This window comes from Phenylobacterium sp. LH3H17, assembly GCF_024298925.1.
Taxonomy (GTDB): domain Bacteria; phylum Pseudomonadota; class Alphaproteobacteria; order Caulobacterales; family Caulobacteraceae; genus Phenylobacterium.
The window spans coordinates 2,150,992-2,169,105 of the sequence record NZ_CP101283.1; the positions used below are offsets into that span (position 1 = coordinate 2,150,992).

At 68.1% G+C, this 18,114-nt stretch carries 20 protein-coding genes; 14 read left to right on the top strand and 6 right to left on the bottom strand.

Annotated elements, in window-relative coordinates:
• The first annotated feature begins 45 nt into the window (after nucleotides 1-45).
• Nucleotides 46-246, top strand: coding sequence for a hypothetical protein (locus tag M9M90_RS10620; RefSeq protein WP_254833214.1), 201 nt, complete (start codon nucleotides 46-48; stop codon nucleotides 244-246).
• Here M9M90_RS10620 and trpE read toward each other — a convergent pair.
• Nucleotides 243-1,775 carry an anthranilate synthase component I gene (trpE, locus tag M9M90_RS10625; RefSeq protein WP_254833215.1) on the bottom strand — a complete coding sequence of 511 codons (1,533 nt, stop codon included), beginning with the start codon at nucleotides 1,773-1,775 and terminating at the stop codon, nucleotides 243-245. The two genes, M9M90_RS10620 and trpE, sit on opposite strands and share 4 nt — an antisense overlap.
• Nucleotides 1,772-3,709 carry a peptidyl-prolyl cis-trans isomerase gene (locus M9M90_RS10630; protein WP_254833216.1) on the bottom strand — a complete coding sequence of 646 codons (1,938 nt, stop codon included), beginning with the start codon at nucleotides 3,707-3,709 and terminating at the stop codon, nucleotides 1,772-1,774. The genes trpE and M9M90_RS10630 overlap by 4 nt, the downstream gene beginning before the upstream one ends.
• Before the next feature lie 134 nt (nucleotides 3,710-3,843).
• Between M9M90_RS10630 and tpiA the strand changes: the two genes are divergently transcribed.
• Complete coding sequence (gene tpiA, locus M9M90_RS10635; protein WP_254833217.1) at nucleotides 3,844-4,587, top strand: triose-phosphate isomerase; 744 nt, start codon at nucleotides 3,844-3,846, stop codon at nucleotides 4,585-4,587.
• Here the strand turns inward: tpiA and M9M90_RS10640 are convergent.
• Complete coding sequence (locus tag M9M90_RS10640) at nucleotides 4,584-5,000, bottom strand: VOC family protein (protein WP_254833218.1); 417 nt, start codon at nucleotides 4,998-5,000, stop codon at nucleotides 4,584-4,586. The genes tpiA and M9M90_RS10640 overlap by 4 nt on opposite strands.
• A 25-nt stretch (nucleotides 5,001-5,025) precedes the next feature.
• On the bottom strand, nucleotides 5,026-5,613 hold the full coding sequence (locus M9M90_RS10645; RefSeq protein ID WP_254833219.1) for a GNAT family N-acetyltransferase: 588 nt from the start codon (nucleotides 5,611-5,613) through the stop codon (nucleotides 5,026-5,028).
• Between the two features lie 39 nt (nucleotides 5,614-5,652).
• On the opposite strand from M9M90_RS10645, the gene secG reads away from it, so the two are divergent.
• From secG to rpmF, 4 genes are all read left to right on the top strand, one after another.
• Nucleotides 5,653-6,099 (top strand): preprotein translocase subunit SecG, encoded by a 447-nt coding sequence (gene secG, locus M9M90_RS10650; RefSeq protein ID WP_254833220.1) that lies wholly within the window; start codon nucleotides 5,653-5,655, stop codon nucleotides 6,097-6,099.
• Nucleotides 6,100-6,253: 154 nt separating this feature from the next.
• Nucleotides 6,254-7,894, top strand: coding sequence for a CTP synthase (locus tag M9M90_RS10655; protein ID WP_254833221.1), 1,641 nt, complete (start codon nucleotides 6,254-6,256; stop codon nucleotides 7,892-7,894).
• A 27-nt stretch (nucleotides 7,895-7,921) separates the two neighbouring features.
• Entirely contained in the window at nucleotides 7,922-8,263 is a 342-nt protein-coding gene (locus tag M9M90_RS10660) for an MmcQ/YjbR family DNA-binding protein (protein WP_254833222.1), read from the top strand.
• Nucleotides 8,264-8,356: 93 nt separating this feature from the next.
• Nucleotides 8,357-8,539 carry a 50S ribosomal protein L32 gene (gene rpmF, locus M9M90_RS10665; RefSeq protein ID WP_254833223.1) on the top strand — a complete coding sequence of 61 codons (183 nt, stop codon included), beginning with the start codon at nucleotides 8,357-8,359 and terminating at the stop codon, nucleotides 8,537-8,539.
• An 87-nt stretch (nucleotides 8,540-8,626) separates the two neighbouring features.
• Here the strand turns inward: rpmF and M9M90_RS10670 are convergent, their stop codons facing one another.
• Nucleotides 8,627-9,403, bottom strand: a complete 777-nt coding sequence (locus tag M9M90_RS10670; RefSeq protein WP_254833224.1) for an enoyl-CoA hydratase — start codon at nucleotides 9,401-9,403, stop codon at nucleotides 8,627-8,629.
• 31 nt (nucleotides 9,404-9,434) lie between these two features.
• The gene (locus M9M90_RS10675; RefSeq protein ID WP_254833225.1) at nucleotides 9,435-10,340 is read right to left on the bottom strand and encodes a serine hydrolase; all 906 of its coding nucleotides are present in this window, start codon (nucleotides 10,338-10,340) and stop codon (nucleotides 9,435-9,437) included.
• Between the two features lie 85 nt (nucleotides 10,341-10,425).
• On the opposite strand from M9M90_RS10675, the gene eno reads away from it, so the two are divergent.
• From eno to M9M90_RS10715, 8 genes are all read left to right on the top strand, one after another.
• A complete protein-coding gene (gene eno, locus M9M90_RS10680; RefSeq protein ID WP_254833226.1) occupies nucleotides 10,426-11,709 on the top strand; it encodes a phosphopyruvate hydratase in 1,284 nt (427 codons plus the stop codon).
• 68 nt (nucleotides 11,710-11,777) lie between these two features.
• Nucleotides 11,778-13,031: a dicarboxylate/amino acid:cation symporter gene (locus M9M90_RS10685; RefSeq protein WP_254833227.1), complete on the top strand. Its 1,254-nt coding sequence runs from the start codon at nucleotides 11,778-11,780 to the stop codon at nucleotides 13,029-13,031.
• A 46-nt stretch (nucleotides 13,032-13,077) separates the two neighbouring features.
• The gene (locus M9M90_RS10690; protein WP_254833228.1) at nucleotides 13,078-13,374 is read left to right on the top strand and encodes a septum formation initiator family protein; all 297 of its coding nucleotides are present in this window, start codon (nucleotides 13,078-13,080) and stop codon (nucleotides 13,372-13,374) included.
• Nucleotides 13,375-13,448: 74 nt separating this feature from the next.
• Nucleotides 13,449-14,495, top strand: a complete 1,047-nt coding sequence (pdhA, locus tag M9M90_RS10695; RefSeq protein WP_254833229.1) for a pyruvate dehydrogenase (acetyl-transferring) E1 component subunit alpha — start codon at nucleotides 13,449-13,451, stop codon at nucleotides 14,493-14,495.
• The gene (locus M9M90_RS10700) at nucleotides 14,492-15,874 is read left to right on the top strand and encodes a pyruvate dehydrogenase complex E1 component subunit beta (RefSeq protein ID WP_254833230.1); all 1,383 of its coding nucleotides are present in this window, start codon (nucleotides 14,492-14,494) and stop codon (nucleotides 15,872-15,874) included. Before pdhA ends, M9M90_RS10700 begins: the two co-directional genes overlap by 4 nt.
• Nucleotides 15,871-16,401, top strand: a complete 531-nt coding sequence (locus tag M9M90_RS10705) for a hypothetical protein (protein WP_254833231.1) — start codon at nucleotides 15,871-15,873, stop codon at nucleotides 16,399-16,401. Before M9M90_RS10700 ends, M9M90_RS10705 begins: the two co-directional genes overlap by 4 nt.
• The gene (locus M9M90_RS10710; protein ID WP_254833232.1) at nucleotides 16,398-16,796 is read left to right on the top strand and encodes a GFA family protein; all 399 of its coding nucleotides are present in this window, start codon (nucleotides 16,398-16,400) and stop codon (nucleotides 16,794-16,796) included. Before M9M90_RS10705 ends, M9M90_RS10710 begins: the two co-directional genes overlap by 4 nt.
• A 16-nt stretch (nucleotides 16,797-16,812) precedes the next feature.
• Nucleotides 16,813-18,111: a pyruvate dehydrogenase complex dihydrolipoamide acetyltransferase gene (locus tag M9M90_RS10715; protein WP_254833233.1), complete on the top strand. Its 1,299-nt coding sequence runs from the start codon at nucleotides 16,813-16,815 to the stop codon at nucleotides 18,109-18,111.
• Nucleotides 18,112-18,114: the final 3 nt, after the last annotated feature.

Consider the following 18,114-nt stretch of genomic DNA (forward strand, 5'->3'; position numbering starts at 1 on the left):
AGAGCCCGCATTGCGGAGACGCGAACTTGGCGGGATGCTGTGGCCATGCCGCCCCCCGATTCCGCCCTCGACGCCGTGATGATCGCCAGAGCCCGGCGGTTGCTGGCCGGCCCCGAGGCCCAGGAGCGCGTCTGGCCCGCCCTGATCGCCGCGGCCTTCGCCGCCTCGACGGCCCTGGCGCTCGCCACCGCCATGATCCTGGCCCCACCGGTGACCACGACGCACATCGTGCAGAAGGCGCGCTAGACGAAGCGCCAGGCTTCTTGGGCCGCCTGCCGCAGGGCTCGGGCCTTGTGCAGGGTCTCGTCATACTCGGCGTCGGGGTCGCTGTCGGCGACCACCCCGCCGCCGGCCTGGACGTACATGGTCCCGTCCTTGAAGCAGGCGGTGCGCAGGACGATGCAGGTGTCCACCGAGCCGTCAGCGCCGAAATAGCCGACCGCCCCGGCATAGGCGATGCCGCGCTTCTCGATCTCCAGCTCGTCGATGATCTCCATGGCCCGCACCTTGGGCGCGCCCGAGAGCGTACCGGCGGGGAGGGCGGCCATCAGCACGTCGACGGGGTCCAGCCCCTCGGGCGCGTCGCCCTCGACATTGGAGACCAGGTGCATGACGTGGCTGTAGCGCTCGACGAAGAACGATCCGGTGACCCGCACGCGCGGGCCGCGCGAGGGTTGGGGGGGCTCGTTGGCGCCTGAGCTCTTCAGCATGGCGACCCGGCCCACGTCGTTGCGGCCCAGGTCCAGCAGCATCAAGTGCTCGGCCCGCTCCTTCGGGTCGGCGATCAGCTCGGCTTCGAGCCGGCGATCCTCCTCCGGCGTCGCGCCGCGGGGGCGGGTGCCGGCGATGGGCCGGATGGTGATCTTGCCGTCGCGCAGGCGCACTAGGATCTCAGGGGACGAGCCCGCGAGCTGGAAGTCCCCGAAGTTCAGATAGAACAGGAACGGCGAGGGGTTGGTCCGCCGCAGCGACCGGTAGAGGGCGAACGGGTCCAGGGCGAAGGGTGCGCGGAACCGGTGGCTGGGCACGACCTGGAAGATGTCCCCGGCCAGGATGTAGTCCTTCGCCCGCGCCACGATGCGGTGATAGTCCTCACGGCTCACGGGGGTGGTGAACCTGTCCGGCTGAGCCACGCCGTCGCCGGCCAGGGGCGGGGCCGAGCCCCGCAGGTCGGCCATCACCTCGGCCAGGCGAGCCTTGGCGTCTTCGTAGGCGGCCTTGGCGGTGATCTCCGAGGGGCGCACCGTGGTGACCAGCACGATCTCCTGGGCGATTGCGTCGAAGATCGCCACCATGGACGGCCGGGTCATCAGGCCGTCGGGCAGGTCCAGAGGGTCGGGATTGACGTTGGGCAGGCGCTCGACCAGCCGGATCATGTCGTAGCCGATGGCCCCGAACACCCCCGCCGACATGGGGGGCAGGCCCTCGGGCAGGTCCAACCGCGAGCGCGCCACCAGGTCGCGCAGCGAATCCAGAGCTCCGCCGGCCTGCGACTGGAAGCGGCCGGTCTCGATGTCGGGCCCGACGGCGATCTCGGCCTTGTCGCCCCGGCACCTCCAGACGAGGTCGGGCTTCATGGCGATCACCGAATAGCGGCCCCGGTGCGCGCCGCCCTCGACGCTCTCGAACAGGAAGGCGTAGGGCCGTCCGTGGGCGATCTTCAGATAGGCGGAGACCGGGGTCTCCAGGTCGTCGATGAGCCGGGTCCAGACTACCTGCGGCGCGCCTTGAGCATATTTCGCCTCAAAGTCCGCAAACGCAGGTTCAATGGTCACTTGCTCTTCTCCGCCTTGCCGGCGCCACCGGCCTTGCTGTCCTTTTCCAGGGGCGGGAGGCCGAGGGCCGCGCGCGCCTTGTCGGGATAGATCTTGACCTTCACCTCTTCGCGGGCCGCACGGCGGGCGGTTTCACCGACCTCGCGGAACAGGCCCATGGTCATCTGCGGCCGGGTCTCCTCGGTGATCCGGGCGAGGTTGGCCGGCGGCGGGGCGCGGACGCCTTCGAGCTTGGCGACCACCAGGCCGAAGCGCGGGTCCTGGGCGACGAAGACCTCGCCCGGCTTGGCGCCGAACGCCTTCATCAGGGCGTCGCGCGACAAGGCCTGGGACTGGCCGGCGTTCTGCCGATCCAGGCCGACCACGCGGGCGACCTTGGACCCGGCGGCGGTGGCGACCGCCTCCAGGGTCTCGCCCTTGTTCAGGCGCGCGACGAAGGTGTCGGCCTTGGCCTGCATGCGCTTGACCAGCTCCTGCATCATCCAGACGCGGATGAGTTGCGGCTTGATCTCGGCCAGGGGCGGCATGGACTTGGGGATGACCCGGTCGACGCGGACGGCGAAATACTCGCCATTGCCGATCTCCTGGATGTCGCTCTCGCCGCCGGCCGGCAGGCCGAAGGCGGCCTCCAGGATCTTCGGCGTCAGGCCCGGCACGGGCTGGCCTTGCGCGCCCGTGCCCTGGGCGGTGACCGGACCCACGGTCATGGCCGGCACGCCGGCCTTCTTGGCGGCGTCCGGCAGGTTGGCGCCCTCGGCGCGGGCGTCCTCATAGGCCTGGCTCAGGGCGTAGACCTTCTCGGATGCGGCGTCCTTGCGCAGCTCGGCCTCGATCTGCGGGCGGATCTGGTCCAGCGTCACGGTCTGGCCGGGCGTGATCTTGTCGACCCTGATCACCGCGAAGCCGAGCGCGCCCTGGATCGGGCCGGAAACCTCGCCGGCCTTGAGGGCGAAGGCGGCCTGGCCCACGCGCGGATCGGCGACCGCGGTGCGCGGCTTGTCGACATAGGTGATGGCCTCGACGCCCAGGGACTTGGCGATGGCCCCGGCGTCCTCGCCCTTGGCCAGGCGCGCGGCGATGGTCCTGGCCGCGGCGGCGTCCTTGGCGGGAATCTGGATCAGCGAGCGGGTCTCGGCCTTGGCCAGGGTGTCCTTGCGGAATTCAAAGCGCTTCTGGACCTCGGCCTCGTCGATCGGCAGCACGCCCTGGATCATCGCCGGGCTGAAGGCGACCACGGTCAGGATGCGCAGCTCGGGCCGGGTGAGCTGGGCTTCGTTCTGCTTCATGAAGGCTGTGAGCTGGGCGTCGGTGGGCAGCTTCGGCTGCTCGACGCTGCGCGGATCGATCGGGAAGTAGCCCACGTCCCTGGCTTCCAGCGAGTAGACCGCGCCAAGCGCGGTGTAGGCGCGCGGCACGCGCAGTCCGTTCACCATGGCCGAGATGGCGTGCGACTGGGCGATCTCGTCGCGCATGATGGTGTCGAACTTTTCGGGAGTCAGGCCGGCCTCGTTCAGCCGCTGCTGGTAGAGGGCCTTGTCGAAGGCGCCGGAGATCGGATTGAAGAAGGCCTGGATCTTGCGGATCTCCTTCTCCATCAGGCCGTCCGACGGACGGATGCCGGCCTTGTAGAGCAGCTCCCCGAACGCTTCCCGCGAGGCGAGCTCCTCGAGGACTCGGGCGTCCACGCGATTCTCGACCGCCATCTCGACGGTGACCGGCTGGCCCATCTCCTGCTCGGCGTTCTTGCGGAACTGGTCGAATTCCCGCTTGAAGTCGGCGGCGCTGACGCCGCGCGAGCCCGCGGTGATAACGTCGTTCGAGAAATTGCCCTTGAACACGTCGTTGATGCCGAAGATCGCGAAGCTGACGACCAGCAGGCCGATCAGCACGGCGGCGACCCAGGATTTCGCGAATCTGCGTGTGGCGGCGAGCATTTGACCTAACCTGAGCCTGTTCGGCATGAGCCGTGGAAACGGGGGTATAGTGGAGGCGGCTTCCCCCCCGCAAGCGCGTGACAGAAAGAGCGGCATGGCTTAACGCGCCTCGCAGCACCGCAAACGAGGCCCAGATGACCGCTCCCACCCCCCTGATCGCCGGCAATTGGAAGATGAACGGGGTCGCAGCCTCGCTGGCCGAGGCCCTCGCGACGGCCGCCGGGCTGGGCGAGACGACGACGCGAGTGGCGATCTGTCCGCCAGCGACCCTGACGGACCGCGCCGCCGCGGCGCTCAAGGACACCAAGGTGCTGGTCGGCGGCCAGGACTGCCGGGCAGAGACCTCCGGCGCCTTCACGGGCGATGTCTCCGCGGCCATGCTGGCCGACGCGGGAGCGAGCCTGGTGATCCTCGGCCACTCCGAGCGCCGCGCGGGCTATGGCGAGACCGACGCCCTCGTCGCCGCGAAGACCTCCGCCGCCCTGACGGCGGGCCTCGAGCCCATCGTCTGCGTCGGGGAGACCCTGGACGAACGCAAGGCCGGCAAGGCCCTGCAAATCGTCACCGGGCAGGTGAGGGGCTCCCTGCCGGCCGAGCTGGCGGGCAAGGCCTTCTCCGTGGCCTATGAGCCGGTCTGGGCCATCGGCACCGGCCTGACGCCCTCGACGGCCGAGATCGAGGAGGTCCATGTGGCCATCCGCGCCACCCTGGTCGAGATGTTCGGCGACCACGGCAAGACCCCGGCGATTCTCTATGGCGGTTCGGTGAAGCCCTCGAACGCCGCGGAAATCCTTCACGCGGCCGAGGTCGGCGGCGCCCTGGTCGGCGGCGCGTCCCTGAAGGCCGAGGACTTCCTGGCGATCATCCGGGCGCTCTAGACGCTCGGTCCCTTGAGCTCGACCGTATTGCCCTCAGGATCCTGCAGGTAGAGCGAGAACCCGTCGCCGTCAGCGCCGTAGCGCTCGCCCTCGTCGACGACCTTGACGCCGTGGGCCGCCAGGTACGCCCGTATGGCCGCCTCGTCGAAGGGGCGCACGCGCAGGCAGAAGTGGTCGAGGTTCCGGCCTTCGACGCCCGGCGCGGCCCCACCCATCGATCCGAGTCGCCCGTCGATGGTCACCAGGTCGATGAGGTCGTCGCCGATACGCAGGTGGGTCAGGCCGAGCTCGGGGCGGTCCCAATCGACGCTGGCGCCCAGGACATCCGAATAGAAGGCGACCATCGCCGCCTTGTCCCGGATCCGCAGGACGATGTGGTCGAAGCCAGCGAGGGTGATCGGATTTTGGGTCATGGGCCTCAGATCGGGCTTTCCCGCCTCAAAGCAAGAGGCCGAACAGACGGCAGTCGCGGCGTTCGCCATCGCGCAGCACGTGACCGCGCAGCAAGCCTTCCTCGTTGAACCCCAGTTTCACGAGCAGGGCGTCGGAGCGCCGGTTGCCCAGGTGGGTCCGCGCGCTCAGCCGCCGGAAGCCCGAGGATGCGGCGAAGGCGATCACCGCGCGCATGGCCTCCAGCGCATAGCCCTGGCCCCAGGCGCCGCGGCCCAGCATGAAACCGATCTCGGCGCGCTTGTGGCGGCGGTCGATGTCGGAGAGATCGCAGGCCCCCAGGAACTCGGCTTCCTCCAGGGTCCAGATGGTCCAGTGGAGGGCGCGCTCGGCCTCGACGTCGGCGACCTGACCCTCGACCACCTCGCGCACCACGTCGGGATCGTCGATCTCGGGCACATCCCAGTGGGCCATGACTTCCGGATCGCTGAGGATCGGGAACAGCAGTTCGGCGTCGGCGGCCTCCAGGGGCCGGAGACTGAGGCGTTCGGTTTCGAGAATCATGGCCTTGCCCGGCAACTGCGACGCCCTAGCTATGGCCTTGCGATCTTCCCAGTGGTAGAGCGCGCGCTTCATTTCGGCGCGGGCGACCGCCCGAACGCATCGGACCATGTCATGCTGCTCGGCATTCTGCTCACCATCCACATCATCGTCTGCATCTCGCTCATCGGCGTGGTGCTGCTGCAGCGCTCCGAAGGCGGCGCGCTCGGCATGGGGGGCGGACCCACCGGATTCATGAGCGCGCGCGGCGCGGGCGACCTGCTCACCCGCATCACCTGGATCCTGGGCAGCATCTTCTTCGTGCTCAGCCTGGTCCTCACCCTGATGGCCGGCCGTGAACGCGGCGCCTCCTCCGTCGTCGACCGCCTGAAGATCGACGCCATCGATCCCAACAGTCTCAACCAGCCGCCCGCCGCCGCCCCGGTCCCACAGGCGCCGACCCAGTCCACCGACGCGCCCGCGCCGCTGACCGCGCCCACCCCCACCGTGCGCAATCCCTTCGCCGGCGAGGAGCCGCAACCGGCCGCGCCCGCGACCGCGCCGCCGCCGTCCAACCCCTGAGTTCAGCGTGATCGTGAAACCATCCCAAGGGCCGCGAAAGCGGCCCTCAAGCCATGTATTGACCAACATGCCGCAAACCGAAGCTGCGCGATCCACAGCTCAATGCGAATCAGAACGGGGCGCCGGCTCCGAATCAGAGCTAACCTGAACGCCCATGACCCGGTACATTTTCATCACCGGCGGCGTGGTCTCCTCCTTGGGAAAAGGTCTCGCGTCCGCCGCCCTCGGCGCCTTGCTGCAAGCGCGCGGCTACGGCGTCCGCCTGCGTAAGCTCGACCCCTATCTGAACGTCGATCCGGGGACCATGAGCCCCTATCAGCACGGCGAGGTCTTCGTGACCGACGACGGCGCCGAGACCGACCTGGACCTGGGTCACTACGAGCGCTTCACCGGGGTCAACGCCACCAAGGCCGACAACATAACCACCGGCCAGATCTACAAGACCATCATCGAGAAGGAGCGGCGCGGCGACTATCTGGGCGCCACCGTCCAGGTGATCCCCCACGTCACTGACGAGATCCGCAACTTCGTGCTGTCCGATCCCGGTGAGGGCGTCGACTTCGTGCTGGTCGAGATCGGCGGCACGGTCGGCGACATCGAGGGCCTGCCGTTCTTCGAGGCGATCCGCCAGCTCGGCCAGGAATTGCCGCGCGGCCACGCCTGCTACATCCACCTGACCCTGCTGCCTTACATCAAGACGGCCGGCGAGATGAAAACCAAGCCGACCCAGCATTCGGTGAAGGAGCTGCGGTCCATCGGCATCCAGCCCGACATACTGCTATGCCGCTGCGAACAGCCCATCCCGGCGAGCGAGCGGCGCAAGATCGGCCTGTTCTGCAATGTCCGCGAAAGCGCCGTGATCCAGGCGATGGACAGCACCAACATCTATCACGTACCGCTGGACTACCACGCCCAGGGCCTGGACCGCGAAGTGCTGGACGTGTTCGGCATGAGCGAGACCGCGCCGGCTCCCGACCTGACCCGCTGGCAGGCGATTTCCGACACGCTCACCAATCCCGACGGCGAGGTGAACGTCGCCATCGTCGGCAAATATACCGGCCTGACCGACGCCTATAAGTCGCTGGTCGAGGCGCTGATCCATGGTGGCGTGGCCAACAATGTCCGGGTCAAGTTCGACTGGATCGAGGGCGAGGCCTTCGAACGGGAGGAGGGCCTGATCTCCGAGCGCCTGACCGGCGTGCATGCCGTTCTGGTCCCCGGCGCATTCGGGGAGCGCGGATCTGAAGGGATGATCCGCGCCGTCCAGTTCGCCCGCGAGCATGAGGTGCCGTATTTCGGCGTCTGTTTCGGCATGCAGATGGCCATGATCGAGGCCGCCCGGAATTTGGCTGGCATCAAGCACGCCTCGTCCACCGAGTTCGGCCCGACATCGGAGCCCATTGTCGGACTGATGACCGAATGGACCCGGGGCAACGAGCGTGAGGTCCGCAAGGAGGGCGACGCCCTGGGCGGCACCATGCGCCTGGGGGCCTATGAGGCGGTCCTGTCGCCCGGCTCCAAGGTCGCCGAGATCTATGGCGGCCTCGCCATCAGCGAGCGCCACAGGCACCGCTACGAGGTCAATATCGAGTACCGCGACGCCATCGAACGCACCGGCCTCGCGTTCTCGGGCCTGTCGCCCGACGGGGTCCTGCCGGAGATCTGCGAGCGGGCAGACCATCCCTGGTTCGTCGGCGTGCAGTTCCACCCCGAGCTGAAGAGCCGGCCGTTCGACCCGCACCCGCTGTTCGCCAGTTTCATCGGCGCGGCCAAGGAGCGGAGCCGGCTGGTCTAGGCGGGAGTTCTGGGCCAGGCTCGCGGTATGCTCACCCGAGACGATGTCCGCCGCCTGGCGCTCGCCCTGCCGGAGGGCTACGAGGCCGACCATCACGGCATCCCGTCGTTCCGGGTGAACAAGAAGATCTACTGCACGGTCCACCTGGATCGGCCGCGAATCGTCTTGAAGCTGGATCGGGAGGATCAGCTCAACCTGGTCGCCGGCCATCCGGGGATCGTCGTCGAGGCCGAATGGTATCCCCAGCACGGCTGGACCTATGTCTGGTTTGAGAAAACCGACGTCGACACCTTGGCTTTGCTGCTGAAATTGGCCTGGTCCAATGTGGCGCCGAAGCGGCTCGTGAAGCTGTTTTCGGGCGACGCTTGAAACGGAGCAGGGTTTGGGGCATACACCCGCGCTCACGTCGGCGGCCGGTCGTTCGGCCGCCGTCTCTATTTTCCACGCCTGCGAGATCCTCCCATGGCCGTTCCGAAACGCAAAGTATCCCCGTCGCGGCGCAACATGCGGCGCTCGCACCACGCCCTGGGCGCCAACTCCTTCGTCGAAGACAAGGAAACCGGCGAACTGAAGCGTCCGCACCACATCGATCTGAAGACCGGCATGTACAAGGGTCGTCAGGTCATCACGCCGAAGGAAGACTAGTCTTCCCGTCCGGCGCGTCGCTTCCCGCGGCGAAAGGCAATTCCCACCGCCCCCAGGCCTGGCCTGCGGGGCGGTTTTGCTTTGCGGTCAGCCCTGGCCGCGACCCCGCGCCTGGATTCCGGCGCGGCGGGCCTCGACCATCTCGGGGGTCACGTGTCGGTTGTGGACCGTGGAACGGGCGTGCTCCAGCTCCAGGCCACGGCGTAGCGACAGCTCGTACCCGTCGTCGATCATCGCCTTGTAGGTGACCAGCATGTCGGCCTCGATGGTGGCCATCTCCGCCGCCAGCTTCAGCGCCGCCGGCATGAGCTCGGCGGGCTCGACGACGCGATTGGCCAGGCCCCACTCATAGGCGGTCTTGGCGTCGAGGAAGTTGCCGCTGAGCGACAGCTCCTTGGCGCGATAGGGGCCGATCGTGCGCGAGAGCTTCTGCGAGAGGCCCCACCCCGGCGTGATGCCGACACGGGCATGGGTGTCGGCGAACCGGGCGTTGGTCGAGCAGATCAGTACGTCGCAGGCGAGCGCCAGTTCGAAGCCGCCCGTGATGGCCACGCCGTTGATGGCGCCGATCACCGGCTTCTTGCAGGCGATCACCGCCCAGGCGGGGTTCTCGGTGGGTTCGACGGCGTTGGCGGCGCGCAGGCCGTCCGGGTCGCCGCCCAGCTCCTTGAGGTCCAGGCCCGCGGTGAAGGCCCGTTCGCCGGCCCCTGTCAGGACGATGACCCGCACCTCGGGATCGGCCTCCAGGGCCAGCAGCCCCCTATGCAGTTCCGCGCGCAAGGCCTTGGAGAGCGCGTTCATGGCCTCGGGCCGGTTCAGGGTCACGACGGCGACGCCGTCGGCGTTCTTTTCGATGAGCAGCATGGGCTCATCAATCGGACCGCCTCGGGTCAAGTCAAGGCGCGCCGGTCTGAAGCAGCCGCACGGTCAAGGCCTCTACGGGGGTCTGGTCCTCTCCCAGCGAGAAGGCCGCGGCGGTCCGCTTCGGGCCGTCCATTCGCCGGTAGACTGCCACCACGCTGCCCGGGCCGCCGCCAGTGTGGCCTGCCGCGATCCAGCCCTCAGGGGTCGTCGGACACATGAGGCCCAGGCCGTAGGCGGCCCCGGACCAGGGTGGGCGATTGTGCTCGGGCAGTTGGCGCCGCGCCGCCATCAGGGCGCGGGAGACTTCCGACAGCGGTGATCGCGCTCCCAGCAGGCCGTCCAGCAGGACCGCGGCGGACCTCAGGGGGCCCACGAACAGGCCGTGATAGACCCAGCGGGGGTCGTAGCCGCGCGCCGCGCCCATCTCGACCTTGTCCAGGTCGCTGGCGGCCGTCGCCAGGCGCGAGTCCTCGACGCCCAGCGGCGCGAACACCAGGTCGCGCGCGGCCTGGCCCAGATCGCCGCCATGGGCCTGTTCGATCCGTTCACGGGCGTACATGTAACCGATGTTCGAATAGGACCAGCCCTGGCCGGCGACGAACAGCGGCTGTTCGGCCTTGGCCCGGTCGAGCATCTCCTCGCGGCCCCAGGGCGTCGCGCCCCGCGCCACGTCGCGATGATAGGTGTCCACCCAGCCGTAGTCGCGCAAGCCGGCCTCGTGGCGTAGCAGGTCGCCCAGCCGGTGGCCCTCCCGTTGATCGTCGAGGGACAGCCGCCCCTGTTCGACCAGGCGCAGGGCTGTGGCGGCGATGAGGGTCTTGCCGAAGCTCCACCACGGTACGACGAGGTCGCCGCACATGTCGGCGACGGGCTTTCCGTCCTCCAGCAGGATGAAGGCCTGGGTCACGCGGGCCAGAACGTCACGAAGCCCGGCCAAGCTCAAGAGGTCCCGCTAGATTGCCCCGGCGGTCGAAGCTGGCTAAGGGTCCCCGGCCGTTTCGCCTAAGCGCCAAGGAGCTTCCATGACCGAGATCGTCGACATCACCGCCCGGGAGATCCTGGACAGCCGCGGCAACCCGACGGTCGAGGTGGACGTGATCCTGGAAGACGGCGCCCTGGGCCGCGCCGCGGTGCCGTCCGGCGCCTCCACCGGCGCCCACGAGGCGGTCGAGAAGCGGGACGGCGACAAGAAGCGCTATCTGGGCAAGGGCGTCCGGCAGGCGGTGGATGCGGTCAATGGCGAGATCTACGACGCCCTCTCCGGCGTCGACGCCGAGGATCAGCGCCGGCTGGACAAGCTGCTGATCGAACTGGACGGCACGCCTAACAAGTCGCGCCTGGGCGCCAACGCCATCCTGGGGGTCAGCCTGGCCGCCGCCAAGGCAGCCGCGATCAGCGCTGGCCTGCCGCTCTACAAGTATGTGGGTGGGGTGTCGGCCCGCGTCCTTCCGGTGCCGATGATGAACATCATCAATGGCGGCGCCCACGCCGACAATCCCATCGACATCCAGGAATTCATGATCCTGCCCACCGGCGCAGACACCTTCGCCGAGGGCCTACGCATGGGCGCGGAGATCTTCCATGCCCTGAAGAAGGCGCTGCACGACGCCGGCCACAACACCAATGTCGGCGACGAAGGCGGCTTCGCCCCCAATATCGGCTCGGCCGAAGAGGCCCTGGCCTTCATCGTCAAGGCGGGCCAGGCCGCGGGCTACAAGGCCGGCGATGACTTCCATCTGGGCCTCGACGCCGCCTCCACGGAGTTCTTCAAGGGCGGCAAGTACGTCATGGACGGGGAGGGCAAGAGCCTCGATCCGGCCGGCATGGTCGACTACCTGGCCGGCCTGGTCGCCAAGTTCCCCATTGTCACCATCGAGGACGGGATGGCCGAGGACGACCTAGAGGGCTGGAAGCTGCTCACCGAGCGGCTGGGGGGCAAGATCCAGCTCGTGGGCGACGATCTCTTCGTCACCAATCCGGCACGGCTCTCGGCGCTGGGCGTCCAAGGCGGCCTGGCCAACTCCATCCTGGTCAAGGTCAACCAAATCGGCACCTTGTCGGAGACCCTCGACGCCGTCGACATGGCCCACCGCGCTGCCTACACGGCCGTGATGAGCCACCGCTCGGGTGAGACCGAGGACGCCACCATCGCCGACCTGGCCGTCGCCACCAACTGCGGGCAGATCAAGACCGGCTCGCTGTCGCGCTCCGACCGGACGGCCAAGTACAACCAGCTGCTGCGCATCGAGGAGGAGCTGGGCGACCAGGCCATCTATCTGGGCGCCAAGGCGATCAAGCACCTCTAGGCAAAGGCCGGGTTTCGAATCCTCGTCCAGCGCCTGTAGGCTCCGACGACCGGGACCTAGGGGTGGGGATGAAGCGGCCTGCGACATCATCGGCGGCGTGGGTGATCGCCGCCCTGGCGCTCGGCCTGACCCTTGGCGTCCTGGGTCACGGCGCCGCCTGGGGCGAGCGGGCTCAGGCGATCATGGCGCCGATCGGCCAGCTCTGGGTCAACGCCTTGCGTATGACGGTCATTCCGCTGATCGTCCCGCTGCTGGTGGTCGCCATCGCCGGATCGGGCGACCTGAAACAGACCGGCGCGCTGAGCCTGCGGATGCTGCTTCTGTTCATGGGCCTGCTCGCGGCCTTCACCCTGGCCAGCTTCGCGGTCAGTCCGGCCCTGATGAGCGCCGTGCGACTGGATCCGGCCGCCACGAGCGCCCTGATGGCCCAGGCCGCCCAGCCGCCGCCGGCGGCGCCGGTCACCCCATCCGAATGGCTGGTCTCCCTGGTGCCGGCGAATGCGTTCAAGGCCGCGGCCGACGGCGCATTGTTGCCGCTGCTGGTGTTCACGGTGGCGTTCGCGCTCGCCACCACCAACGCCCCGCCCGCGACACGCTCCAAGGTGGTCGAGGCGTTCCGCGCCGTGGCCGAGGTGATGATCATCCTGGTCCGCTGGGTGGTGGCCCTGGCCCCGATCGGGGTCCTGGCCCTGAGCTTCGCCCTCGGGGTCAGTCTGGGCGCGGCCGGGGCGGGGGCGGTGGGCTACTTCCTGGCCGTCTCCATCGGGCTCTATCTGCTGGGGACCTTGCTGCTCTATCCGCTGGCCGTGTTCGGCGGCCGGGTCGGTTGGCGCAGGTTCGCCGTGGCCATGCTGCCGGTCCAGGCCGTGGGACTCAGTTCCAGGTCGTCGCTCGCCAGCCTGCCGGCCCTGATCAAGGCCGGGCGCGACGACCTGCGGCTGCGGCCAGAGGTCGCCGACCTGGTGCTGCCGGTGGCGGTCTCGACCTTCAAGCTGCAGCACGCCATCGCCACCATCCTGGGCGTCGCCTTCGTCGCGCGTCTCTACGGCCTGGAACTCACGCCGTTGGCCATCGCGGCCAGCGCCGGAGCGGGCATCCTGATCGGCGCGACAACGCCCGGGGTGCCATCGGCCGGCCTGATGCTGCAGGCGCCGCTCTATTCGGCGTTCGGCCTGCCCCTGGAGGGCCTGGCCCTGCTCATCGCCATCGATTCCATCCCCGACATGTTCAAGACGCTGTTCAACGTTACGGCGGACATGGTCGTGGCCGTGCTCCTGTCGCCGCAGGGGACGGCGGAAGCTGGCGACGTAACCGTAAATTAAGCACGATTGCGTGAGATAGCGGCGTTCAGGAGTCTCAGATTCGCCCGTGTTCGATCGCCTTCGTTCCTACCTGCCCACAGCGGCCCTGGCGTTCCTGATCGTCTATTTCGGGTTCCACGCCTTCACGGGTGATCGGGGCCTGTTGTCGTCGACCCAGCGCGACGCAACGCTCGCGGCCAAGACCCTCGAGTTGGAAACCCTGCGTACTCAGAGGCAGGACCTTGAGGCGCGCGCCCAGCTTATGCGCGATACGAGCCTATCCGCCGACTTGCTGGAAGAACGCGCGCGTTCCCTGCTAGGCTTCGCCCACCCGAACGACTATGTGATCCGCGTGAAGCCTTAGGGCGGACTCAGTCGTTCTAAGCGATCGGAAACGCGGAGCGTAACCGCGATGATGCATTCCTACGGGAGAGACGTATGGCGCGTGGGCAAGCGGCCTCTGCTGCTCGGCGGAAGAGTACTGACACCGGTGTCAACGGTGTATCTGAAGGACCTGTGACCCAGGACGAACTGCTCAAATACTATCGCGACATGCTGCTGATCCGACGCTTCGAGGAGCGGGCGGGGCAGCTCTACGGCATGGGCCTGATCGGCGGTTTCTGCCACCTCTACATCGGGCAGGAGGCGATCGCGGTCGGCGTCCAGGCGATCAAGGAGCCGGGTGACCAGGTGATCACCGGCTACCGAGACCACGGCCACATGCTCGCCTGCGGCATGGATCCGCGCGAGGTCATGGCCGAACTGACCGGCCGGGCCGGCGGCTCCTCCAAGGGCAAGGGCGGCTCCATGCACATGTTCTCGACCGAGGCCGATTTCTACGGCGGCCACGGCATCGTGGGAGCGCAGGTGGCGCTGGGCACCGGCCTGGCCTTGGCCAACCACTACCGGGACAACAAGAAGGTCAGCTTCACCTATTTCGGCGACGGCGCCGCCAACCAGGGGCAGGTCTATGAGAGCTTCAACATGGCCCAGCTCTGGAGCCTGCCGGTCGTCTATGTGATCGAGAACAACCAATACGCCATGGGCACCTCCATCGAGCGTTCCTCGTCGGAGACGCACCTCCACAAGCGCGGCGCCTCGTTCCGGATTCCCGGCGAGGAGGTCGACGGCATGGACGTGCTGGCGGTCAAGGCCGCGGCCGGCAAGGCGGCCGCCCACGCCCGTTCCGGCGCCGGTCCCTATATCCTCGAGATGAAGACCTACCGCTATCGCGGCCACTCCATGAGCGACCCGGCCAAGTACCGGACCCGCGATGAGGTCGACGAGGTGCGCAAGACCCGCGACCCCATCGACCACCTGCAGGAACGGCTGGCCAAGGAGGGCTGGGCCGACGAGGCGGCGCTGAAGGCCATCGACGCCGAGGTCAAGCGCATCGTCGCCGACGCGGCGGAGTTCGCCCGCACCAGCCCCGAACCTGACCCCTCCGAGCTTTATACGGACGTCTATCTGGAGGCCGCCCAGTGACCGACGTCCTGATGCCCGCCCTGTCTCCGACCATGGAGGAGGGCACGCTCGCAAAGTGGCATGTGAAGAAGGGTGATTCCGTACGCTCCGGCGACGTCATCGCCGAGATCGAGACCGACAAGGCGACCATGGAGGTGGAGGCCGTCGACGAGGGCGTGATCGAGGAGATCCTGGTCGCCGAGGGCACCGAGGAGGTGAAGGTCAACACCCCCATCGCCCGTCTGTCCGGCGGCGACGGCGTGGCCGCTCCCGCGCCCAAATCCAATGGCGAGTCCAAGTCCGAACCCGTCGCCGAGGCGCCGCAGCCGCAACCGCAACCGGCCCAAGCCGAGTCGCCGGCCGCACCCGTCGTCCCCAGGATCGAGCTGCGTGATCCGGAGCTCCCGGAAGGCGTGAAGCTGGTCAAGACCACCATCCGCGACGCCCTGCGCGACGCCATGGCCGAGGAGATGCGCGCCGACGACAAGGTGTTCCTGATGGGCGAGGAAGTCGCCCAGTACCAGGGCGCCTACAAGGTCTCGCGCGACCTGCTCCAGGAGTTCGGCGACAAGCGGGTCATCGACACCCCGATCACCGAGCATGGGTTCGCGGGCCTGGGCGTCGGAGCGGCCATGGCCGGCCTGAAGCCCATCGTCGAGTTCATGACCTGGAACTTCGCCATGCAGGCGATCGACCACATCATCAATTCCGCGGCCAAGACCCTCTACATGTCCGGCGGCCAGATCCGGTGCTCGGTCGTGTTCCGCGGACCCAACGGCGCGGCCTCCCGGGTCGGCGCCCAGCACAGCCAGGACTATTCCTCCTGGTACGCCCAGGTGCCCGGCCTGAAGGTTGTGGCGCCCTATGACGCCGCCGACGCCAAGGGCCTGTTGAAGGCCGCCATCCGCGACCCGAACCCCGTCGTCTTCCTCGAGCACGAGATGATGTATGGCCAGGAGTTCGACGTTCCCGAGGGGATCGACTGGGTCGTGCCCATCGGCAAGGCCAAGGTCCGCCGGGCCGGCAAGGACGTCACCATCACCGCCCACTCGCGGATGGTGGGCATGGCGCTCAAGGCCGCCGAAGAACTGGCGGCGGAGGGTATCGAGGCCGAGGTTGTCGACCTGCGCACCCTGCGTCCCCTGGACCACGAGACCATCGTGGCGAGCGTGAAGAAGACCAACCGCCTGGTCACCGCCGAGGAAGGCTGGGGCCCGATGGGGGTCGGCGCCGAGGTGATCGCCCGGGTCATCGAGCACGCCTTCGACTATCTGGACGCCCCGCCCGCGCGGGTCTGCCAGAAGGACGTGCCGCTGCCCTACGCCGCCAATCTGGAGGCGCTGTCGCTGCCGTCGGTGGAGGACATCGTCAGGGCGGCCAAGGCGGTCTGCTACAAATGATGAACGCCGCTCCAGACTGGGAGGCGATCTACCGGCCCCGATTGAACCGGGGCTTGGTCGGACTCGCTTTTTTGGCTCTGCCCGGCAGCGACACGCCTGATGTTGTGCGCGACCTAGAGGCGCCAATGATATGCCTTGGTGGCTCCGTTCTGCTGGCCTTCAAAGACTGCCCCGATCTGGAGCTCTCGTGGGTGCAGACCGGCGCGGTCGACTTCGGCGTCGGTGTCGTCGGAAGGATCTGCGAGCCGTGGGACCGCGATCGAATCATGATGAGCGCAGAGGAACCTTGGAGCGCGCTACGCGGCGCTGACCTCGCCGCCGTCTTGGTTCACGCCTGCGACGGGGTGGAAGGCGCTCATGACGTCGCTATCGAGCATCGCTTCAAGGGAGGCGAAGGCGACGCGGTCCTGTGGGTCGCTACGGGCAGCAAGGGAAAGATTTGCGCAGTGGACGATCTCGTCGTCAGCGTGGGGCGGCCTTCCGGTCCTGCGAGCGGCGACTTGACGCTTGTGAGGACCATCCAATGACCGACGGGTTCGCCTGGCACGCCGGCGGTTGCCATTGTGGCGGCGTGCGGTTCGAGGTGGCCTTGCCGGAGGTCGTCGAGGCGCAGAGCTGCAACTGCTCCATGTGCGCCAAGACCGGCTATCTGCACATCATCGTGCCGCAGAGCCGGTTCCGGCTGACCAAGGGCGCCGAGCGCCTGGCGGAGTACACCTTCAACAGCCGGGTGGCGCGCCACCTGTTCTGCTCAGAGTGCGGCATCAAGAGCTTCTATCGGCCGCGCTCCAATCCCGACGGCTGGTCGGTCAACGCCCGCTGCCTGGACGAGGCCGTCCACCTCGAGATCACCGCCTTCGACGGCGCCAACTGGGAGGCCAACGCCGACCAACTGGCGCGCCTGTCGCTAGAACCTTCCTGACGAGTTCAGAAAAGCCATGTCCATCGATGTCCTGATGCCCGCCCTGTCTCCGACCATGGAGGAGGGCACTCTCGCCAAATGGCACGTGAAGAAGGGGGACAAGGTCTCCTCCGGCGACGTGATCGCCGAGATCGAGACCGACAAGGCCACCATGGAGGTGGAAGCCGTCGACGAGGGTGTCATCGAGGACATCCTGGTCGCCGAGGGTTCGGAAGGCGTGAAGGTCAATACGCCTATCGCCCGGCTCTCCGGCGAGGACGGCGGCTCCGCCCCGCCCGCGCCCAAGGCTGACGCTCCCAAGGCTGAGGCTCCCAAGGCCGCTGAACCCGCCAAGGCCGCCGCGGCTGAGCCGTCGCCGAGCGCCAAGGCCGCCCCCGCGCCCCAGGCCCCCGCCGCTCAAGCCAATGGCGAGCGGGTCTTCGCCTCGCCCCTGGCCCGACGAATCGCCGAACAGAAGGGTCTCGACCTCGGCCAGGTGCAGGGGTCCGGCCCGCACGGCCGGATCATCAAGCGCGACGTCGAGGTCGCCACGCCCTCGGCCAAGGCGCCGGCCGCGGCTCCCGCCCCCGGAGCGCCCGCGCCGGCCCGCCAAGTACAGAGCCTGGCCCAGATGGGCATCCCGGACGGGACCTACGACCTGATCCCGCTGGACGGCATGAGGAAGACCGTGGCGCGTCGGTTGACCGACAGCTTCCGCGACGTGCCGCACTTTCCGTTGACCATCGACCTGGAGATCGACGCCCTGCTGGCCAGCCGCGCCAAGATCAATGCGATGCTGGAGAAGCAGGGGATCAAGGTCAGCGTCAACGATCTGGTGCTGAAGGCCGCGGCCGTGGCCTTGAAGCGGGTGCCGGAGGCCAACGCCTCCTATTCGCCCGAGGGCATCGCCATGCACCACAACGCCGACATCGCCATGGCCGTGGCCATCGACGGTGGCCTCATCACTCCGATCATCCGTAAGTGCGAGACCAAGGGCCTGGCGCAGATCGCCGTCGAGTCCAAGGACCTGGCCGAGCGCGCCCGGAGCCGCAAGTTGAAGCCCGAGGAGTTCCAGGGCGGCACCTTCTCGGTGTCAAACCTGGGCATGTTCGGCATCAAGTCGTTCGCCTCGATCCTGAACGAGCCCCAGGGCGCCATCCTGTCGGTGGGCGTTGGCGAGCAGCGCCCGGTCGTGAAGAACGGCGAGCTGACCATCGCCACCGTCATGTCCGTCACGCTCACCTGCGATCACCGCGTGGTCGACGGGGCCATCGGCGCCCGCTGGCTGCAGGCCTTCAAGGCCCTGATCGAAGACCCGATCACGATGATCGTCTGAGGC